Source organism: Streptococcus sanguinis (genome assembly GCF_003943735.1).
Classification (GTDB): domain Bacteria; phylum Bacillota; class Bacilli; order Lactobacillales; family Streptococcaceae; genus Streptococcus; species Streptococcus sanguinis_E.
This window is the reverse complement of the sequence record NZ_RJMV01000014.1, coordinates 1-20,698: the sequence shown is the minus strand read 5'-3', so window position 1 is coordinate 20,698 and position 20,698 is coordinate 1. Positions and strand designations below refer to the sequence as shown.

Here is a 20,698-nt window from a genome sequence, read left to right as displayed (position 1 = left end):
AATCAGCCTCATAGTACAAAGAAAGGGAACAACTCCAAATCTAGCTGTCAGCATAAAACACCCACTAGACAAGAAAGCCTGCTCCGCAGTATGCTGAGACTGAAAACAAACTCAGCTGGTCTAGCCAACTGAGCCTTCACTGTCTCTATTATATCAAATATAGGTGCGTTTGTAACTAGCAAAAAATTCCTTGGTTCTTTCTTCCTTTGGATGATGAATAATTTCATCTGGTGTCCCAGACTCTATGATTTTCCCCTTATCCAAAAAGAGTACTCTATCCGCAACCTGAGCGACAAAGGACATATCATGACTGACCAGAATCATGGTTTGGCCAGACTTGGCTGCATCAGCGATTGATTTCTCTACTTCTCCTACCAACTCGGGGTCCAAGGCTGAGGTCGGCTCGTCTAGTAAAAGAACATCTGGCTTCATAGCTAAAGCCCTTGCCAAGGCTACCCTCTGCTTCTGTCCGCCTGACAAATGTCTAGGATAGTGATTTTCTCGGTCTGACAAGCCAACCTTTGCTAACTCTTCCTTGGCTATCTTGGTCGCTTCTTGGTCTGACAATTTCTTAACTACCAGTAGACCTTCCTTGACATTTTCCAGAGCTGTCCGACGGGAAAAGAGGTTGAACTGCTGAAAGACCATGGCTAGCTTGCGGCGCAGCAGCAAGATCTCATCTTTGGAAATCCTTGAAAAATCCACTTTGAAACCGTCGATAGTGATTTTTCCGCTGTCTGGCTGTTCCAGATAGTTAAGGCTACGGAGAAAGGTTGATTTCCCAGCACCTGAAGAGCCAATCAAAGCCACTACTTCGCCTTTTTGAATGTCCAAACTGAGATCATCCAGAACCTTTTGACCTGAAAAAGTCTTACTTAAATGTGAAATATTAATCATCAGATTCCTTCTCCTTCTGCTTGCTGAAGCGATTCAAATTTATCCGGCTGCTTGATATCCATCATCTTTTCGATCCAGCGGCCAAGTTGCTCAATGAGAATATTGACTGCCCAATAAATCAGCGACACCGAGATAAAACGCTCAAAGTAACGGTAGTCTGCCCCCGCGATAGCCTGTGCCTTGGCAAAAATTTCCACTACACCAGCGCTAAAGGCCAGAGAAGTTCCCTTAGTCAAGCCGATCAGGGAATTAATCAGACTAGGTGTCGCGACTACTGCTGCATTGGGGATAATGACACGCATATAAACCTGCTTGTTGGTCATCCCTAAACTGCGAGCAGCTTCAATTTCTCCCGAATCCACGGACAAGATTGCTGCCCGAATGGTCTCACTGGCATAAGCTGCTTCGTTGAAAGCGAAGGCAACAATCGCAAAGACAGACGCTGGAATCTCGTTGATATTAAAGCTTGTGCCATACTTCTGATTGATAGCCTTCAGCAATAAAGGAATCCCAAAATAGGTCAGCATGAGCTGGACCAGCAGCGGTGTTCCTCTCAGAAAGCTGACAAAGAAAGCCTGAATCGGATACAGGACTTTAACCCGATTAATCTTGACGATAGCAAAAACCATGGCAAGCAGAATACCAAAGACTGCACCACCCGCTGTCAAAAGAAGGGTGATTGGCAAATTTTGCAAAATGCCGGGAATAGCCTCAAAAACAGCCCTTAAACTAAATAATTTACCATCTGGAATGAACTTGAGGAACTCCTCATACCAACCAGTTGTCAGAAGATAAGTTGTAACCACCATTATTACTTCCTTTTCTTGATAATGAAATATTTTAACATAATTCTGGAACAAAACAAAGAATTTGCTTCGCTTTTACTGTCTTTTAGCAGTCAAAACGTGAGTAGCTAGTGCAAATCTCGTGTTCCTAAATATCAAATAAGCCACACTAAGCCCAATATAAAAATAGACTAGTTTCACTAGTCTATCATATCTATCTCATAAAGACTAATATATTTTTCTTATCACAGCGATAAGAAAAGTATATCACTAAAAGGTTTGGCGCTTAGCCTTACGCTCTGCCCGGCCACGTGCACGATTCTCTGCTCGCTTGGTCTTGCGGCGCTTTTCGTTAACAGCCCACTGAATTTTTTTCTTGTAGCCTGGCTTGATTTTTTTCTTTTTCTTCTTGACCAGCCCCAGCATTTCCGTGTCCAGCTTCTCCCGGCTCTTTTCCCGATTGGCACGACGGTCTCGGTCATAGGTATCCTGAAACTCGTCATCCTTTATCATCTTGGGAGCGAATTTGATCCCCATCTTTTCCAGTTCACGAATATCTGAGTCGTCACTCGGCTGGTAGAGGGTAATGGCTGTGCCAGGAAGACCATTACGGCCGGTTCGGCCTACCCTATGGACAAAGAAAGACAAGTCCTGAGGAATGGCATCGTTGATAACATGGCTGACACCTTCGATATCAATCCCCCGCGCTGCCAAGTCAGTAGCGACAATGTACTCAAAATCCAGATTCTTGACCTGATTCATGATACGCTTGCGCTCCCGCGGAGCAATATCTCCATGAATTTTAGCAACTTTGAGCCCTTGAGCTGTCAGATAGCTGTGCAGTTCATCTGCCCTCGTCTTGGTATTGACGAAAATCATGGCCAGATAAGGCTGCAGAAGCTGACTGATTTGATAAATCTGAGCATTCTTGTCTCGTCCCTTGGTTGATAGGAGCCAGTTTTCAATGGTGTCCGCAATGACCGTCTTGGTCTTAATCTGCTCAATCACTGGATTAGATAGGTATTTTTTCAAAAAAGGCTGGAGCTTCTGCGGAATGGTCGCTGAAAAAACGAGAAACTGCAGGTCTTTTGGCAGCCGGCCTGCAATCTTATCAACCGTCGCCAAAAAGCCCATGTCCAGTGTCATATCTGCCTCGTCAACGACAAAGGTCTTGGCCTTGTGAATAGCCAAATCGCCAGACTCTACCAGGTCATAAATCCGCCCAGGGGTTCCGATGACGATATGAGGCTGACTAGACTCTAACTTCCCAATCTGACGAGCTTTGTCAGTCCCGCCGACATAATTGGCCACCCGAATCTCTTTTTCAGAAAAGCTAGCCAACTGACGAGCCGCCTGATAAATCTGTGCTGCCAGCTCCCGACTTGGGGCTGTAATAAGAGCCTGCACGCTGTCTGCTTCCTCATCCAGCATTTGAAAGATCGGCAGCAAAAATGTGTGGGTCTTCCCAGAGCCTGTCTTGGACTCACCGACCAAATCCCGACCTGACAATACCACTGGAATCAGCTTCTCTTGGACTGGAGTCGCTTCAACGAAGTTCAAATCCCTGAGCGCTTCCTGAATATAATCTTTAAACTTAAATTCTGTAAATTTCATCTTGTCCTCTATTCTATTATCCTAACTATTATACCAAAAAATTGACCATCCTGCTTATCCTCAAATCTAAGAAGCAAAAAAGCGAGCCAGAGACTCGCTTCTTGCTATAGATATAAGATAGCTAGGGTCAAAAGACTGCCCACGATACCGATTCCCCAGAAGAAGAAATCGACCTTCCACTCGCTCCACTCCTTGCCGTGGCCAGTTAGGCCTCCCAGCTCAAAGTGGTGATGAACCGGGGTCATCCGGAAAATCCGCTTGCCGCCGGTCAGCTTGAAGTAAGTCACCTGCATCATGACTGAGGTCGTTTCAAATACATAGACGATACCAATCAAGAGCAAAGTCCACTCTTGATGAAGGGAAATGGAGATAGCAGCCAGCATACCGCCCAAAGCCAAGCTTCCTACATCTCCCATGAAGATTTTAGCGGGCTTATGGTTGAAGACAAAGAAGCCTAGCAAGCCGCCAATCATGCTAATGATGACAATCAGAATATCAAAACGCTTCTGCTCAACAGCAATCACAGCATAGGCTACCAAGCTAATGACCACCGAAATGCTGGCCAAACCATCAATTCCATCCGTCAGATTGACAGCATTGGAAAAGCCAATCAGCCAAAAAAGGACGAAAAAGACATAGAGGAAGCCTATCTGGACAGGAACGGTAAAGACATTCAGCTGGTCGCCTGCACCGTGCTGATTATAAAAGAAGTAAAAGACAACTCCGCCAACCAGCTGCAAAAACAGTTTCTGCTTGGGATTTAGACCCTCGTTGATCTTACGAAACACCTTAAGGAAATCATCCAAAAAGCCGACAACGCCATACAGAACCAAGATAAAAAGAATCATGATGAGGCCGTTGGACAGCTGATGCGAAAACAGACCGATAACAAAGCTGGCCAGAACAGATGTCAAAAGAAAGACAGTACCACCCATGGTTGGTGTTCCGGCCTTGGCCTGATGCTGCTTAACATCTTCGTGCATCTGTTGGCCTGTGATACGAGCCTTATGGTAAAAACGAATAAAGGCAGGAATGCCGATGATAGTTAGGATAAAAGTTACGATTCCTGCAATAAGAGCAATAAGCATATTAGTCTCCCATTGTAATTGTTATTTTCTTGAGATTTTTCAGCGAAGTATTGGTCTTCTCGCTCTGCTTGACGACCTTGGATCCCTCTCCTTTGAAAGTGACTTCGATGTCCTGCCACTTGGCAAAACGTTCGACATTGGCCTTGGTCCAGCCGTACATATCAGGCAGACTGTCTAAATCATCTGACAAGATCAAAACCTGCTGGTTGGCCTTGAGATTTTTGCCCTCTTTGACAGATACTTTTTTAATCTTGCCACCTGTTCCCAGCACAATTGGCTGGACGAGGTTGCGGCGCAATTCATCTGCCAGACCGCCAGGACTGACTTGATGTTTCAGACCTAGTTGCTTGGTCAGTTCTTCCAGTGATGGCATTTTATAGCTGGTTTCTTCAGTGACTGTTTCAAGAGCTGGAGTTGTCTCTGTCGTCAGATTAAGACTGTCTTTGAGAGCGACAGCTTCTTCCAAGACCGGATTGACCACTTCCTGCCAGAATATAGGCTGGAATTTTTCCTCAGGCTGCTGAACTGTCACATACATGATAAATTCCGGATTTTCTGCCGGGGTCATGGCAACAACTGAATAGATATAGTCGTTCTCGCCCTCTAGATAACCATTTTCAGAAGCGATCTGAGCGGTCCCTGACTTGACAGCGACATTCTGACCGGCCACTTGAATGACGGGTTCTCCACCGACATTCAGGGTTCCTTTGTAGGGGTCTGTTCCGACCTGAACCATATAATCCCGAGTGGTTTGAGCTGCTTTTTCTGAGACAGGATTTCCAATAATTTCCGTCGCAGTCTTACGAGCTGTATTGGTTTTAGGATCATGGATGGCATTGATAAACTTAGGCTCTACCATGACGCCATCATTGGCAACAGATGAGAAGGCACGTAGCATCTGCACCTGGGTCACACCAATCCCTTGGCCGAAAGAGCTCATGGCAATCGTAACATAGTTATCACCTGGCAGGGAGCCATAAGTTTCATTGCCCATCCCAAAGCGGGTCGGCAGACCAAACTTAAACTTACTCAAGTAGTCCAGCCACTTGTCATTGCCCATCTTCTGTTCCAAAATAGTCATACCAACGTTACTGGAATAGGTAAATCCTTGGGCAAAGGTCAGGGTTTCCCCTTCTGAAATCCCCATGTTGACATTCCAGTCCCGAATGGTCGCATCCATAACTTTGTATTCTCTACTGTCATAGGTATCGTTAGGATTAAAGCTGCCATTATCAATAGCTGAAGCTAGAGTCATAACCTTCATAGTAGATCCAGGCTCATACTGACCTTGATAGAGCATGGTGTTCCAGTTGCCTAGATTTTTCTCATTCAAGCCTTCCTTGGTATCTGCATTATAGGTAGGCCGTTGAGATGTGGCTAGGATTTCGCCTGTCTTAGCACTGACCAAGGTCGCATTGACAAACTTGCCTTTAACCTTTTCCTGGAAGGCATTCATCCGCGTTTCCAGGTAGGTTTGCAAATCAGCCGACAGCGTTGTATAGACGTCCTTGCCGTCCTCTGCCTGTACAGAGACCTTTTCTGACCCAGGCACAACATTGCCATTCCGGTCTTTTTCGTAGGTCACAACCCCATTCTGACCAGCAAGAATCCTATCCAGAGCCTGCTCCATGCCAGAAGTCCCTTTCAGCGTCTTATTGCCTTCCTTATCCTCCTGCAGCTGGGCCAGACCGATAAACTGGGAGGCAAACACACCGTTATTATAACTGCGGTTAGGACTGGTAGTAAAGTCAATCCCTTCAATACCAGCAGCTTCAAAGGCTTCCCGCATGGCATTCATATTACTGTAGGTGATGCCATTGCCCTGAGCCCCGAAGGAAACCTGCTTGAGATTTTTCTGCGACAGCTGGGTTTTGACGTAGTCCTTGTCCAGCTCTAAGTATTGATTGAAAATCTCTGCCACCTTATCATACTGGGATTCTTCTACGTAGAGAATCTTGCCGGTAGCTGACTTGTAACTCTTGTCAATAATGGCATAGACATTATAAGTCGTGGCATCCTCCGCAATGGGAACTCCATTTCGGTCATAGATTGTTCCCCTCCGAGCAGCGACTGTGACCGTCTTTTGATGGACAACTTCTGCTCCCTTTGACAGATTAACACCGAACTTCTGGTCTGTCCCGATAATAATGGCAAAATTAATCAAGAAAACGAAAAAGAGAAAGATAGCTAAGATGCTCATGCTCTTTCCCACTTGCCGCCGATTGTATTCAGGGGTTTGCCTATTTTTCAGGGCGTATTTTTTAATTTTTTCAAAAATTCTATTCTTCATCCGTTGAACTCACTGTTTTACGATTTCCCTTCTGGAGTTTCATATCCTGAGAGCTGGCTAACTGGGACAACCTTTCATAGCGGGTCAGTTCATTGACTTCCTGCTTGATATCAGCCAGCTCTGTCTGCTCCGCTTCAATCTGTGTATTGACTTCCGTCAAATCCCGATCCACCTGCAATAGCTTGGTCTGCATAAAGACGATGCTGACCGCTAAAATAATGGCAGTCAAAACGATAGATCCGTAAAAGGCCTTCTCAACTCGGGAAAATTTTCTCATCTGATCTTGAAGCGGATTTGGTCTTTTTTCTGACATTTCTTCCTCACTTGTGTATTTTACGGGCCACGCGCAGCTTGGCGGAATGAGCCCGATTATTGCTTTCTAATTCTTCTTTGCTTGGTAAAATTGGTTTGCGGCTGACCAGCTCCAGCTTAGGCTGCAGTTCATCTGGGATGAAAGGTAAGCCTTTGGGAACATCCACTGTCGACGCCTCCTTGAAAAGCTGCTTGTTCAGACGGTCTTCCAGCGAATGAAAAGTAATGACCGCAATCCGGCCGTCCACCGCTAGCAGATCAATGGCCTGCTGAATAGACTCATCCGCTGCGCCCAGTTCATCATTGACCTCAATCCGAATGGCCTGAAAAATCTGCTTGGCTGGGTGGCCTTTCTTCTTTAGCTCCTTAGCTGGCTTGGCTGACTTGATAATTTCAGCCAGTTCTGTCGTTGTTTCAATGGGCTTGACACTTCTAGCCTGCTCAATCTTACGGGCAATCTGCTTAGAAAACTTGTCTTCGCCGTATTTAAAAAAGATTCGTACCAAATCCTGATAGCTATAATGATTGACAACCTCAAAAGCTGTCAAGGCTGCCTCGCGGTTCATACGCATATCCAAAGGCGCATCCTGTTTATAGGAAAAACCACGCTCACGCTGATCCAGCTGAGGGCTGGAAACGCCTAAGTCATAACAAATCCCATCAATTTCTTCCACACCAGCTTCTTGCAAACGGCTCTTGAGGTGGCGGAAATTGTCCTTGATAAAGGTCACCATCCCCCGCTCTACATAAGGAGCCAAGCGCTTTTTAGCATTGTCAATAGCCGTCTGGTCCTGATCAAAGGCATAGAGATGCCCTTCGTCTCCGAGCTGGCTCAAAAGATATTCGCTGTGACCAGCACCCCCAAGGGTCGCATCGACATAGATGCCGTCAGGCTTAACCGCCAGCTGGTCAACCGTTTCATGAAGAAGAACAGTAATGTGATGAAATTCGTTTGTCATATCTTACTTATTATATCACATTCAAAAGCAAAAAAAAATTTAAAAGAAAAAGTAAGCGGATGAAATCCTTTTTTAAATTTTTTGTCAGATATACTTGACACTTTTTCTGAAAAGTATTATACTAGCATAAAATAAAAGTCAAATATAACTGACAAACTACCTGAAAGTTATCAGTTATAGAATTAGAAAGGAAGGGTGTAATGAATCGTGTCAAAGAATTTCGAAAAGAAAAAAAGATGTCTCAGCTAGAGTTGGCAAAGTCTATCGGGGTATCGCGGCAAACTATCAATATGATTGAAAACAACAAATACAACCCCACCCTCGAGCTCTGTATCAATCTGGCTAGAGCGCTGGATACTGACCTCAACGCCCTCTTTTGGGAACCCCAGCTGACAGATGAAGAATCAGATGACTAAGAGTTTTTCCTTGTAACAACATTCATACCTAAAGAAAGGACTAAAAAATGAAAAAAGAAACATTCTCAGACAAGATGATTAAAAGATTTTACGGCATTACTGGACCTTTGGACGAGCAAAAGCGTCAACAGGCTGAGCATCTAGGAAATATAAGCTTTATTTGGCTTTTCTTGATTCTGCAAGTTGGTAATTTCCTAGCTTTCATGCTAGCCGATATCTATCCAGGCTTAGATGCTCGGATTTATCCTATTATTATAGAACTTCTTACCTTTATAATAGCTGGTATCATTTACTTCAGGTCTGAGAAAGAGCACCTGGCAGATTTGGATTTGGAACTCATGAGTGAAAAAGAAAGGCGCAAGCTTCAATATCCTGGTCTTAAGATTGCTCTCTTCGTTGGCTTGACTTTCCATCCTATCTTTAGCCTTGTAGAAGCAGTCACTCTCAAGCAAGACTTTTTCACTCTCTTTTTACAAGCTGATCGAATCCTGAAAACAGCCTTGGTCGCTAGCATTTTAGGTATTTTTATCAGCTTTTACTTCAAATCGCGCAAACACCATACTGAACAGAGCGAATAATCCCTTGACTTAAGCTAGAAAGGAAACAAACATGAAAAAAGAAACATTCTCAGACAAGATGATCAAACGATTTTACGGCATTACCGGACCTTTGGACGAGCAAAAACGCCAACAGGCTGAGCATCTAGGAAATATAGGCTTCATTTGGCTTTTCTTTATTCTGATTTTTGGCAATGCCATCGCCTTTCCCCTAGCCTTTCGCTGGCCCCAAATTATCGCTGTTGCTTATCCTATCCTGCTGGAAATCCTTATCCTCGGCTTCTGTGTCTATATAGTCATTCAAGCACGGCGCAAAGGAATTGATGACCTAGAGCTAGGACTTCAGGATGAAAGAGAAGAAAAAGCTATGAAACATGCTGGCCTCAAAGCAGGCTTCTCCTATTGGCTTCTCTTTTATCCTATCTTCGGCATCATGATAGCTGTCATGGAAAAGAAAGATATCCTACAAGTTTTGCTTCAACCTAAACTTATTGTAACTGGATTAGCCGCAGGCCTTGGATTTGGACTGATTATGCATTTCATTGCCAAAGGAAAGATTCGTCAAGCACAAAAAAAGGAGGAAGAAGACCTATGAGACTCAATCTCAAAGAAAAAATGGATCTAGGCATTCTGTTCCTCATTACTGCCATCGCTGCTTATTTCTTTTTCCGTATTACAGAGCCTTGGATTTTCTGGCTGGATGTAGCAATCATCGCTAGCTGCATCTATGTAGCTCTCCGTATTTTGAAAAAACGTAAACAAGAATAAAAGAATCCCTCGACAGGAGCTTTCTAGATTCCTAGCGAGGGATTTTTTTATATTTTTACTTAAGACTCTGGGTCATCCAGACTACGGCCATGAAGACCTTTCTCACGCTGAACTTGACGCAATTTTTCAGGCGTCACATCATTGCCATCCTCATCAACAATCTTGATGCCTTCGATGTGATGACGAACAGAGCGACGGTAGCCTTCGATATACTCTTCACGAAGCTTGGCTTGTTCCACTTTTTCCTCAGCAGTTAAGCCTTCCGTTTTTTTCTTTTTAGCTAATTCATTGATACGTTCAATTTTTTTAGGATCCATGATTCTACCTCTCTCTTACCTTTTATTTGGTATTAATCTGATTAAACTGCGCCAACTGGCCAGCCTTGGCTGTCAAAGAAGCTAGGAGAGCTAGGCGGTTGTTACGCACAGCCTCATCTTCTGCCATGACCATGGTATGGTCAAAGAAAGCATCGATAACTGGACTGAGCGCAAAGAGTTGGTCCAGATTGGCAGCTAAGTAAGATGTCAGCTCTACTGCTTCAATGGCCGCAGCCAAGTCTTTTTCCTCTTGATTTTCAAAGAGTGCTGGATTGACAGCTGTCTGCCCTTGGGTTTTCTCAGCTAGATTGAAGACCCGAGATAGGCTTTCCACTGCTGACTTGAAGTTATCTTCCTGAGCTTTTTCTGCTAGAAGCGCAGCTGTTTCTACCAAATCGCGTACGACAAAGTGAGTGCTTTGAAGAACAGCCGTCACGATGTCTTTTGGAATGCCGTGATCCATCATCTTCTCAACGCGGGCACGGAAGAAGTCTAGCACGGCCTCTTGATTGTCATAGCTTAGACTATCAAACTTGAGTTCGTAAAGTCGACCAAGAAGCTGAGCCAAGTCAATGTTCCAGCCAAACTTATCCAAGATACGCACAACACCCTGAGTCGCACGGCGTAGTGCATACGGGTCATTGGAACCGCTCGGAATCAGTCCAACTGAGAAGAAGGACAGAATGGTATCCAGCTTATCAGCCAGAGCCAAGACTGCTCCGACCTTGGTGTCAGGTAATTCGCCATCGGCTGATGTCGGCATATAGTGCTCCCGAATAGCAGCTGCCACCGCAGCATTCTCACCAGCCAGAAGAGCATACTTCTCGCCCATGATACCTTGCAGCTCATCAAATTCCCCAACCATACCAGTCAGCAGGTCAAACTTATAAATAGCCGCTGCACGAGCCAAATCGACTGTCTCATCAGCATCCAATCCTGCTTCTTGCGCCAAGAGAGCAGCAATCTTGCCAGTCCGCTCCATGTGCTCTGCCAGAGAGCCAATCTTTTCATGGAAGGTCACATTGCTCAGCTTTTCAACCAAGTCGGCAATAGCCAGTTTTTGGTCTTCTCTCCAGAAGAATTCCCCATCTTCCAGACGAGCCACCAAGACTTTTTCATTTCCCTTGATGACATTTTCCAAATGCTCTGCATTTCCGTTGCGGACAGAGATAAAGTGCGGTAAAAGCTTGCCTTCACTATCGCGCACAACAAAGTAACGCTGGTGCTCTTTCATGGAAGTCACCAAGACTTCTTCTGGCACCTCTAAATATTTAGCATCAAAATTACCTAGGAAAGCAGTTGGATATTCTACCAGATTCAACACTTCATTGAGCAAGTCTTCGTCAATCTCGATAGAAACCCCGTGCTCCTCTTCTAGTGCTCGAATCTGCTCGACAATCATATCTCCCCGCTCAAGAGGACTGGCAATGACAAACTGAGCCCGTAGGTCATCTTCATAGGAATCCGCTGAGGCAATCTCCGTTTCTTGCCCCAAGAAACGGTGTCCACGGCTGGTACGGCCGCTCTTGATATCCAAGAAGTCCAAGTCAAAGGCCTGCTCATCTAAGAGTACTGTCAAGGTGTGGACCGGGCGGATGTATTCAAAGGTGTTGTTGGCCCAGTGCATGCTGACAGGGAAGGTCAGGGCTTGCAGAACTTCTGTCACTGCAGGGATGATCTCCTCAACAGGGCGACCGATTTCTTCCTTGGTCACATAGACATATTCTTCGCCCTTGATCTCACGGAAAGTAATGTCCTCAACCGTCAAGCCCTTGCCACGAACAAAGCCTTCTGCAGCCTTGGTAAAGTTGCCATCAGCATCCAGAGCAATTTTCTTAGAAGGGCCTTTGAAATCTTCGGTCAAATCAGACTGCTTGTCCGCCAAGCCAACCACGCGCACCGCCAAGCGACGAGGTGTGGAGAACATTTCAATTTTCTCAAAGCTCAGACGATGGTCTGTCAGGAAGGCTCCCATCTTGTCGCGCAGCTGCTTCATGCTCGGTGTCACGACATAGGCTGGCATTTCCTCCAAGCCTAATTCAACTAATAAATTTTTTACCATGATTATTCTCCCTCCTCTGCCAAGAGTTTCTCGCGAGTCTCTGCATCCAAAAGCGGGTAGCCCAGACGCTTGCGCTCAGCTACAAAGGTCTTGGCCACAACACGCGCCAGATTACGAATACGAGCAATATAACCAGCCCGCTCTGTCACAGATACGGCTCCACGCGCATCCAAGAGATTAAAGGTATGCGAGCATTTGAGAACGTAATCATAGGCCGGGTGCACCAGATGCTCGTCCAGACAGCGCTTGGCTTCCGCTTCAAACTTCTCAAAATTCCCCAAGAGCAAGTCTTGGTCACTGACTTCAAAGCTGTATTTAGAATGCTCATACTCAGGATGCGTGAAAATTTCGCCATACTTAACGCCATCAGCCCACTCAATGTCATAGACTGAGTCCACTTCTTGGATATAAGAAGCCAGACGCTCCAGACCATAAGTCACCTCAGCAGTCACCGGCTGAGTTGGCAGACCTCCGACCTGCTGGAAGTAAGTGAACTGAGTGATTTCCATACCATCCAGCCAAACTTCCCAGCCCAGACCAGCCGAGCCAGTTGACGGATTTTCCCAGTTATCCTCGACAAAGCGGATGTCGTGCTCCAGCGAATTGATACCCAAGAGTTCCAAAGACTGCAAATAAAGTTCTTGGATATTGCTTGGAGACGGCTTCATAACCACTTGAAATTGGTGATGCTGATAAAGACGGTTCGGGTTTTCCCCATAACGACCATCTGCCGGCCGGCGAGAAGGCTCGACATAAGCCGCATTCCAAGGCTCTGGCCCAATAGCCCGCAGGAAGGTATAGGGACTCATCGTTCCCGCCCCCTTCTCATTATCATAAGCCTGCATAAGCATACACCCCTGGTCATTCCAGAACTGCTGTAAAGTCAAAATTATTTCTTGAAATGTTAATTTCTTAGACATTAGTTACTCCTTTAGTTTCTTGAGATTCTTGCGAAGCGTTCAAAAGGGAACGATTATTTCCCTTTTGAAAAGCTAGTACATCGCCTAGACAAACCGCCCCATAGCGGTTGTCGTTAGTCAATCGAACCTTTAGGTTCACAATTGACTTTGGCGAGGTGAAAAGTAAGTTTCTTGGACATTTGTTACTCCTTTTGTTTATATCTCTTTGTCTATTATTTTCTGTTCTATGAACCAATCCAACAAGGTAAGTGTTTTATCTGTATTTGCCCAACGATGATAAGAATTAAAGACCGCTTGCACACTGCCTAGATTTTCTACTAACTTGTCAACTGTCAAAAAACTGCGCCAGTATTCGTAAAAAATACTAGCATAATTCCCTTGATAAGTCGAAGTGCCGAAATCATTTAATGAATGCCAACCGTGCTTTTTCTGAAAATGCTCAACGAGAGACTGATTATAAGCCTTTTCCGTTTGAAATTCCTCATCTGTAAAGAAATACTTGCGGCTAATATACTCAACCATCCCTTCTTCAAACCAGATATAGGCACCGTATCCATCAAAGTCATCTAAAAAATGCTCCGACCAATGAGCCAACTCATGACCCACAATCTGCAAGAGGGATTTTTCAGACAAAGACTGATAGTGGTTTGCTATTGCTTGAGTTTGGTGAGAGGACTCGTAATTCTCCAGCTGAAGAAGATATAAATCTTTCCAAACCGGCAACTCGGGAGTCATAACCATCCGCCTATCATTTGTATAGGCTGGTACAGGAATTTCCCGAATGATTTGCGTAGCAGAATCAAAATCGGACCAAATGATGGCTTGCGGCAAGTCATAAACCGCAAACTCGTCTTTTAAAAAAGCTAGATAACCCTGCAACTTTGCGGCATTCTTTGCGACGAAATCTCGAAAAGCTGCTAATTGGTTCTCGTCTTTTACAAGATAAAGGTTCTCCACGAATCTCCTTTCTTTCGAACAATAGACTCAGTACGCAAAAGAACCACATCCGACACTCCTAGGTTATTCACCTAGGGGCGTCAAGACGCGGTTCCACCCTAATTTATTACTTCATTACTTTTGAAATTATATCCGAAAGCGCCATCTGCACTGCTTCCTTATCCGGCTCACACTATCCCGAACTCGCTAAAAAGTAGACAATGAGAATTCTTTCTAAAAAAGATTATAGCAGAAAATAGGACCAATGTAAAATACTTATCGAAAAATCCCTCAAGTTTCAACTTAAGGGATTTTAACTGACTTGAAAACCAATTAGACTTGTTTAGGTTTTTTTGGTCTTACGACTCTTGGCTTTCTGCCATCGAGTTTTCTTTTTGCCTCTCTGAGGTTGGCAATAGCTGCTTTGACATCTTCCTGGCTGGCACCTGAATCCGCCAAGACTGCCTTAGCCTGTGCATAAGCTTCTAGATAAGCCGACTTCAATGCGTCAGTCGCATAGATAAACTTATTGCTGATGGCTTGGTAATGCACCTCATCATCGACTATCTTCTTGAGATTGGTAAAGTTAGTCGCCTTGCCATCCAGCTTCTTCTCTGCTGTAGTCAGCTGAGCTAGAGCTGTATCGATTTGCTCCTGGGTCACCTTGTCCTGCACCAAGAGCAGAGCCACTGCTTGGAAGGCCTTGTCATAAGCGCGGCGAGTCCTATCCTTAGCATTGGCATAAGCACCTGTCTTAGTGGTTGCTGCATAAGCTTCCACAGCCGCCTTAACCGCAGCAATATCAGAGTCCTTGCCGTCTAGATCAGCCAAAGCTGTTTCTAGTTTTGCTCTTACGGCATCAACTTGCGCTTGGGTCAGTTTGCTTGTCAAAGCTTCCTTAGCTGCTTGATATGCTTGGTCGAAGGCTGTGCGCTTCGCTGCAGAAGCATTGTAATACTGAGCAGTGCCGACTAGACTAGACTGCTGATTGACAGCTGCCAGCAAGCCTGACTTGACGATAACTCCCAGCTTCAGCAGGTTATTCTTGCCCTCTTTGACCTCAACAGTCGGCTCACTTTCCCAGAGCTCGTAGCCAGTCGGCAGGTTGACAAAGACAGAGTAGAATCCAGCTGCTACGGATCTTCCGAAGGCATGCTTGCCAAACAGTTCTGCTGGAAGCGTATAGGCATCGCCATTGTTATTCTTGAGAACCACTTGAGTATTCTTCGGAACAGCTTGATCAAAGGCAACGCTGACCGGTGCAAAGACCAGCTTCTTGACTAGAAACTCAATCGTCTTAAAGCTATCTTGGGCTGTCAGCTCAAACTCCTGAGTCAGAGCGCTGTAGAAACGAAGCTCATCCTTATCATAAGTAAAGATCTCAGCTGTGTAGCGTCCAAACGGCAGGGCATTGATTTGCTTGCCTTTGTCCAGTTCGACATACTTGCCCTTGCTATCCTTGATTCGATAGACAAAGGTCGAATGCACATCTTGACGCGTATTGGCATCCACCAGAGCGACACGGATACGACCATCATTTTCAGCACTGACTAGCTCTGACAAAGCTATGGCATCACGGTTACCCGCATAGTCCTCTACCACATAGAAGATCTTAGACTTGTCCACTCCTTTTGGCAAGGTGTAGCTGCCATCCGCATTGGCTGAGATGTAAACTCGACGCTCGTAATCACGCTCAATGCCAAAATCATCCACGTCTTTATAGGTCTCTTTCCCTTTTTCATCTGCTTGCAGATAGAAGACCTGTTCTCTCAAAATACCGCCGTTGCCAACATCTTTTGGCTTACGAGCCGTAAAGGTTTCCGCACCATCCTTGGTACTGATATAGCCTGAGCTAATCAAAGGCTTCTGATTATCAATCTTCAGGTTAAAGCTAATCTGCTGCTCTTTAGCACCTGGCACATCTGGCGTATAGCGAACCACATAGGTATAGAGGCCATCTTCCAGCTTCTCACCCTTGCTATCACGACCGTCCCAGTATGTATCTTCTAGTAGGTAGGACTTAGGATTGTCTGACTGACCACTATAATAGTTCTTGCGACCTTCTCTAATCGTGCTGCTCTGCCAGATTGGGAAGCGATAGTCCTTATCATCTGCCGTATAGACACTAGCTGTCAGATTATTGATATTGCGATAAAAAACTGTCCGATACTGGATACTGTCTTGATTGCCATCTCCATTAGGTGAGAAGGCCAGACGAATCTTACCATCTGCTCCCAGCTGCAGCACATGCTTACCATCAGCATTTTCTGCAGTTCCCAGTACAATTGAGCTGCGAGCAGCTGTTCGACCGGTAGAGTAGAGTGTATCATTTGACTCTGTCACAAGGGAAGAGACATTGTCATCAGACAGGATACTCTTGTCCTCTGGAACTGGGTAATAGAAGCCTGACTTGCCTTCTTGGACCAGATCATAGATTGGTCTTTCTACAGCTGGCAGATCTTGGAATTGCCCACGGAAGCCCATAAATGGCAGGCTCACCACATCGCCGTCATCCGCTGGATCCACAAAGCGGACAAAGCCTTCTAAGAAATAGCCGTTCGGCATCTGCTTGATCAACTCTTCCGCAAACTTAGCAGTATTTACCTTGACCGTCACTTTCTGGCTGCTATGAGCCTTGACGGTAACTTCTGGCCAGACCGTTTCGGTTAGTTTGCGAGGTGTCAGGGTAAAGTAGCCATCCTTGACCGCATCCGTGTTGGTATTGACAATCATCTTCAGTGTCCGATCCTTATCCGTGATATTATGAACCGTAACATCAAAGGTGAAGCTGTCTTGGACATTACCCAAGGAAACGCTAGGATATTGGTTATCCCCTGTCACATAGAGGCCCGTAGAAATAGCCGCTGCCGTATCTACGATACCAGCTCCCTGCTGACGCGGAGAGGTATGGACACCTGTTTCCTTATTGACGTGCAGCTTGGCTGTGGACATGATGAGCGCTTTGACCAAATCGGCATTCTGGGCAGGTGTCAGGTCTGGATAGTGCTGAAGGAGATATTCCTTGACCAGAGCCGCTACACCAGCCACATGAGGGGTAGCCATACTGGTTCCCTGCATATTGCCATAGGTATTGTCGTTAAGTGAAGAGTAAATATCGCCACCTGGTGCTGTCACATCTGGCTTGAGCAAGCCATCTGTCGTCACACCCCAGCTAGAGAAGTCAGACAGACTACCTGCTCCTGGATGCGGCCGATTGACCTTAAGTCCATTAAAGGCCACCTTGTAGTTACCAGCTGCTAAAGCCTCTCCATATTTCTTACTGATAAAGGCTGACGGAACCTTTTTAGATTCACTGTCTAGGCTCATCGTTAGGTTAGCTCCGTCGACATTATTGTAGATCAGAGCACCAACAGCACCATGGCTAATGGCATTTCTAACTTTTTCAGCAAAGGTAAAGGAACCACGCTGGATAAGAGCCAGCTTACCTGTCAGATCCTTACCAGCAAAGTCCTCTTCACGGCCAAGACCAACATGGACATACTCATATTCCTTGCCCTTTTCAAAGGTTGCATTTGTCTCACCCATGGAGTAGCTGAAATGACCGTTCAAAAGCTTATCATTCTTTTCCAGACCACGCACTTCCATGACTTCCTCTGTCAGAACAGTGTTATTGACAGAGGCGACTGAGATAGAGCTTTCTACTGTTGAAGGACTGCCAACTAGACCATAGTCTGGATTTTCAACCAGCGGTTTAGAGTATTCACTTCCGAAGGTGTTGTCATTACCCGCCGCAATGATCACGCTCACCCCCTTGGCCCGAGCGCGCTCAATAGCCGCTTGCAGACTAGGGCTGACATCAACCGTTGAACCTGTTGCTGAGCCCAGACTCATATTGATGGTATCAGCTCCCAAAGCTACTGCATCATCAATGGCCTTAATATAGATAGCGTCGCTTGTTGTACGTTGACGGTCTGAGAAGACCCGCATAAACATAACTTGTGCTTCTGGCGCAACACCATAGACATACTCATCATTAGGAGCTTTCTTGTTGGGATTTCCCGCTGTAATCCCTGTTACGTGCATACCATGTGAGTAACTGTTCTTTTCCTTGATATTGTCATCACCATCGATATAGTTATAGGCATAGACAACCTTGCTGTTGTACCACTTCCCGTAGTCAATACCGGCCTTTTTCTTAGCCTCTTCCAGAGCTGCCTCTGTCTGATACTTGGCCTTTGACGGGTCAGAGATCTTCAGAACCTCATGGTGGACATCCAGACCTGAGTCGATAATGGCTACCACACGGCCTTGACCTTTATAACCCTGTGACCAGGTCTGAGGAACCTTGATAATCTCATTGGTACTGATGCTGCTTGGTTTAGCATCCCGAGAAGTTGGTGACTCTGCTACTGCATCAGGTTTAGATGCAGACTTGTCTGAGTTTACGGCTGCTGGAGACTCTACAGTCGGACTAGCTGGAGCTGTCAGCTTGGTCTCTGTGGCAGTTGGCTGAGTTACCTTCTCAGCACTTGAAGAAGCCTGTTCTGATGAAGAAGTCGCTCCTTTCTCTACAGGAGCTGCAGCTGCTTCCTTATCCTCTGCCGTAGAAGGCTGGCTCGCCTGCTCTGTACTTGAAGCTACCGATTCAGAAGAAGCTGGTGCTGCTTTCTCCACAGCAGCTGAACTTGCCGGCTGACTCTCAGGTGTAGCTGCTTGAGAAGCGGACTCAGTCGCTGATACCACAGCGGTAGACGGCTGACTTTGTCCTGATGAATTAACTGTCGCCTGCTCATCCGCCTGAGCCTGTCCAGCACCAAAAACCAGAGCAGTTCCCAGCAGAACAGAAGCCAGACCGAACTTGTATTTACGGAGTGAAAAACGTTGTCTTTGCATAGAAGTCTCCTTATCTTTATTTATAAACCATATTATAATAAAAATTTTCTGACAATTCATACACTCCTAACAAATTTAACCAAAACGTAATAATGGCGAATGTTCTAACCAAAAGCTGCTATATGATAAAGTTTCAAGCCTCTATTTATTTGAAATACAGAACAAATACAGTTTAAAATCCGGAAATAAGAAAAACCAATCAAGACCCATTCTGAAAGAAGGGCTTGATTGGTTGACAACAGTAGAGTAACTCACAATAATGTAGACACTCATAATTAAATTTACAGCGTTTCTATTCAAATAGACTATTGATATTCAATTTGGCCACTTCTAAATCCATATAAAACAATACCTTTTAAATCAGGACGAGATTTTTTGGATATCAAATCTCTTTTCTTTAGATAGTCTAATAACTTGATATTGAATTCACAACGAGATACCGTTGCTGACTGATTCCCATTGTGGCCAACATCTTCATTTTCATTCAATTTATTAAACGCTTCAATCCACTCTGCATGCATATCAGAATCACTCAATAAGTTCATTATCTCCCATAGCTCAAATAAATCTAAGTTATCCCCTAATAAATATAACTTATATTTTGACATTTCAGGATTCGATAATAAGTTATTTTTAAGCAAATTTTTACGTTCTGAATCCTCAATATCGCCTAGGCCTAATAACCATTCGCATAGGTTGATACTAATTTCACTATTATCTAGATTAATAAGTTTATCCCTATTCTCTTTAGTTAGTTCTCTTATCTTGTTTTTGATGGATTCATCAGCATTGTCATAATAATCAGGACTAATTATATAGCTAAAATCATTTATATCAAATTTAGAATCTAAGATGTGAGTAATAAGTTCAATTGAGAATTTTTGATTTTTCAAACTTACATAATCCAGAATATCTATTATTTGTAGCTTATAGGAATCATCTAGTCCTTCGTATTGCAACAAATCATTGAGCTCCATTTCATCATGAACATCTCCTTCAATCTTAAGATACTTTTCTATGTTTTTAAAAATGAAATAAGTTCGCATAGATGGATACTCTGTTCTAATAAAGTCAAGATTAGTAGTGTTAAAATCTATAATCTTCAAATCTATCAAAACACTCATTCTTTCATCCGAAAGCCCCTTTTCATCAAACTCTTCATAATGTGGTTTTATTCCTGCAAGCATTGATTTATAGATAGCTAATTCCAAATCATTTGCAGATACAATTTGAGTAACGAAATCATCTTGTAGGTCCTTACTGAGCTCCAAAAATATATTTTTTTTCAATTTAAAACTAGGGTCCTGATTAATGAAGTCAATTAAATATTTATTAATAACTTCGGTAATGTTAAAGTAATTAAAAACAACTTCAGAATTAACCTTTGCTTTTTGTTTTAGTACAAGGTAATTTATCAATTTCAGCTTATTCTCACCAGATAATTCATTAAATTTCTCTCCAGTATAATAAATAGAAAGCTTTGGAATACTATTAATTATAGCTTCAGCTATCGTCTTCTTTTCACCTTTAACAACCTCATTTTGGAATATGATATCATGGTTGAGCAATTGTTCAATATAGGACGGATGGTCATCCATTTTACCATTTGATAATTCAATGTAAACCTTGGCATATTGCAATAAATTTTCTTCCGAAGACAAACAATAATCTAATAAAGGTTTCAATGCAATATTTGTATTAAGAAGTTCAAAATTCTGATGATTGAATTCATAGTCAGTATATCCTTTTTTCAAGTTCCAATGTATGAAAAATCGCAAATTTTTCTCTGAAATTAAATATAAATTATTCTGATAAATATAGTCAAGTATTATCTTCTCATAGGAATCATCTCGATTAATAAATTCATTAAACTTTATATCAATATTTGATAAATTTCGATTAAATTGGGAAACATTATAGTTC

At 44.1% G+C, this 20,698-nt stretch carries 16 protein-coding genes and 1 pseudogene; 4 read left to right on the top strand and 13 right to left on the bottom strand.

The genetic code is table 11. From position 1 onward, the window contains the following. Nucleotides 1-153: 153 nt before the first annotated feature. The 7 genes from D8877_RS10950 to rsmH all read right to left on the bottom strand — a co-directional run bounded on the left by D8877_RS10950 (nucleotide 154) and on the right by rsmH (nucleotide 7,945). On the bottom strand, nucleotides 154-897 hold the full coding sequence (locus D8877_RS10950) for an amino acid ABC transporter ATP-binding protein (protein WP_125342642.1): 744 nt from the start codon (nucleotides 895-897) through the stop codon (nucleotides 154-156). After that, nucleotides 897-1,706, bottom strand: a complete 810-nt coding sequence (locus D8877_RS10945; protein WP_002923363.1) for an amino acid ABC transporter permease — start codon at nucleotides 1,704-1,706, stop codon at nucleotides 897-899. Before D8877_RS10945 ends, D8877_RS10950 begins: the two co-directional genes overlap by 1 nt. 246 nt (nucleotides 1,707-1,952) lie before the next feature. Beyond that, nucleotides 1,953-3,296, bottom strand: coding sequence for a DEAD/DEAH box helicase (locus tag D8877_RS10940; RefSeq protein ID WP_125353346.1), 1,344 nt, complete (start codon nucleotides 3,294-3,296; stop codon nucleotides 1,953-1,955). Between the two features lie 104 nt (nucleotides 3,297-3,400). Beyond that, nucleotides 3,401-4,384 (bottom strand): phospho-N-acetylmuramoyl-pentapeptide-transferase, encoded by a 984-nt coding sequence (mraY, locus tag D8877_RS10935; RefSeq protein WP_002893527.1) that lies wholly within the window; start codon nucleotides 4,382-4,384, stop codon nucleotides 3,401-3,403. Nucleotide 4,385: 1 nt separating this feature from the next. Next, a complete protein-coding gene (gene pbp2x / locus D8877_RS10930) occupies nucleotides 4,386-6,674 on the bottom strand; it encodes a penicillin-binding protein PBP2X (protein ID WP_125353344.1) in 2,289 nt (762 codons plus the stop codon). Continuing rightward, the gene (gene ftsL, locus D8877_RS10925; RefSeq protein ID WP_002893529.1) at nucleotides 6,664-6,987 is read right to left on the bottom strand and encodes a cell division protein FtsL; all 324 of its coding nucleotides are present in this window, start codon (nucleotides 6,985-6,987) and stop codon (nucleotides 6,664-6,666) included. Before ftsL ends, pbp2x begins: the two co-directional genes overlap by 11 nt. Nucleotides 6,988-6,994: 7 nt before the next feature. Then, the gene (gene rsmH, locus D8877_RS10920) at nucleotides 6,995-7,945 is read right to left on the bottom strand and encodes a 16S rRNA (cytosine(1402)-N(4))-methyltransferase RsmH (protein ID WP_125353341.1); all 951 of its coding nucleotides are present in this window, start codon (nucleotides 7,943-7,945) and stop codon (nucleotides 6,995-6,997) included. Nucleotides 7,946-8,145: 200 nt separating this feature from the next. On the opposite strand from rsmH, the gene D8877_RS10915 reads away from it, so the two are divergent. The 4 genes from D8877_RS10915 to D8877_RS10900 are packed head-to-tail and all read left to right on the top strand — an operon-like array spanning nucleotide 8,146 to nucleotide 9,686. Beyond that, nucleotides 8,146-8,361 carry a helix-turn-helix transcriptional regulator gene (locus D8877_RS10915; protein ID WP_002903294.1) on the top strand — a complete coding sequence of 72 codons (216 nt, stop codon included), beginning with the start codon at nucleotides 8,146-8,148 and terminating at the stop codon, nucleotides 8,359-8,361. A gap of 47 nt (nucleotides 8,362-8,408) precedes the next feature. After that, nucleotides 8,409-8,939 (top strand): DUF3278 domain-containing protein, encoded by a 531-nt coding sequence (locus D8877_RS10910; RefSeq protein WP_125353339.1) that lies wholly within the window; start codon nucleotides 8,409-8,411, stop codon nucleotides 8,937-8,939. 31 nt (nucleotides 8,940-8,970) lie between these two features. Beyond that, nucleotides 8,971-9,513: a DUF3278 domain-containing protein gene (locus D8877_RS10905; RefSeq protein WP_125353337.1), complete on the top strand. Its 543-nt coding sequence runs from the start codon at nucleotides 8,971-8,973 to the stop codon at nucleotides 9,511-9,513. Beyond that, nucleotides 9,510-9,686 (top strand): hypothetical protein, encoded by a 177-nt coding sequence (locus tag D8877_RS10900; RefSeq protein WP_002905217.1) that lies wholly within the window; start codon nucleotides 9,510-9,512, stop codon nucleotides 9,684-9,686. Before D8877_RS10905 ends, D8877_RS10900 begins: the two co-directional genes overlap by 4 nt. Before the next feature lie 59 nt (nucleotides 9,687-9,745). On the opposite strand, the gene D8877_RS10895 is transcribed toward D8877_RS10900, so the two are convergent. The 6 genes and pseudogenes from D8877_RS10895 to D8877_RS12300 all read right to left on the bottom strand — a co-directional run. Then, nucleotides 9,746-10,003 carry a DUF896 family protein gene (locus tag D8877_RS10895; protein ID WP_002916326.1) on the bottom strand — a complete coding sequence of 86 codons (258 nt, stop codon included), beginning with the start codon at nucleotides 10,001-10,003 and terminating at the stop codon, nucleotides 9,746-9,748. 22 nt (nucleotides 10,004-10,025) lie between these two features. Then, entirely contained in the window at nucleotides 10,026-12,065 is a 2,040-nt protein-coding gene (glyS, locus tag D8877_RS10890) for a glycine--tRNA ligase subunit beta (RefSeq protein WP_125353334.1), read from the bottom strand. 2 nt (nucleotides 12,066-12,067) lie between these two features. Then, a complete protein-coding gene (gene glyQ, locus D8877_RS10885) occupies nucleotides 12,068-12,985 on the bottom strand; it encodes a glycine--tRNA ligase subunit alpha (protein WP_125353332.1) in 918 nt (305 codons plus the stop codon). A 195-nt stretch (nucleotides 12,986-13,180) separates the two neighbouring features. Beyond that, nucleotides 13,181-13,942, bottom strand: a complete 762-nt coding sequence (locus D8877_RS10880) for an elongation factor Tu (RefSeq protein ID WP_125353329.1) — start codon at nucleotides 13,940-13,942, stop codon at nucleotides 13,181-13,183. 312 nt (nucleotides 13,943-14,254) lie between these two features. Beyond that, complete coding sequence (locus D8877_RS10875; RefSeq protein WP_125353327.1) at nucleotides 14,255-18,775, bottom strand: S8 family serine peptidase; 4,521 nt, start codon at nucleotides 18,773-18,775, stop codon at nucleotides 14,255-14,257. A gap of 305 nt (nucleotides 18,776-19,080) precedes the next feature. Continuing rightward, nucleotides 19,081-20,698 (bottom strand): annotated as a pseudogene (locus D8877_RS12300) (hypothetical protein); the annotation flags it as partial.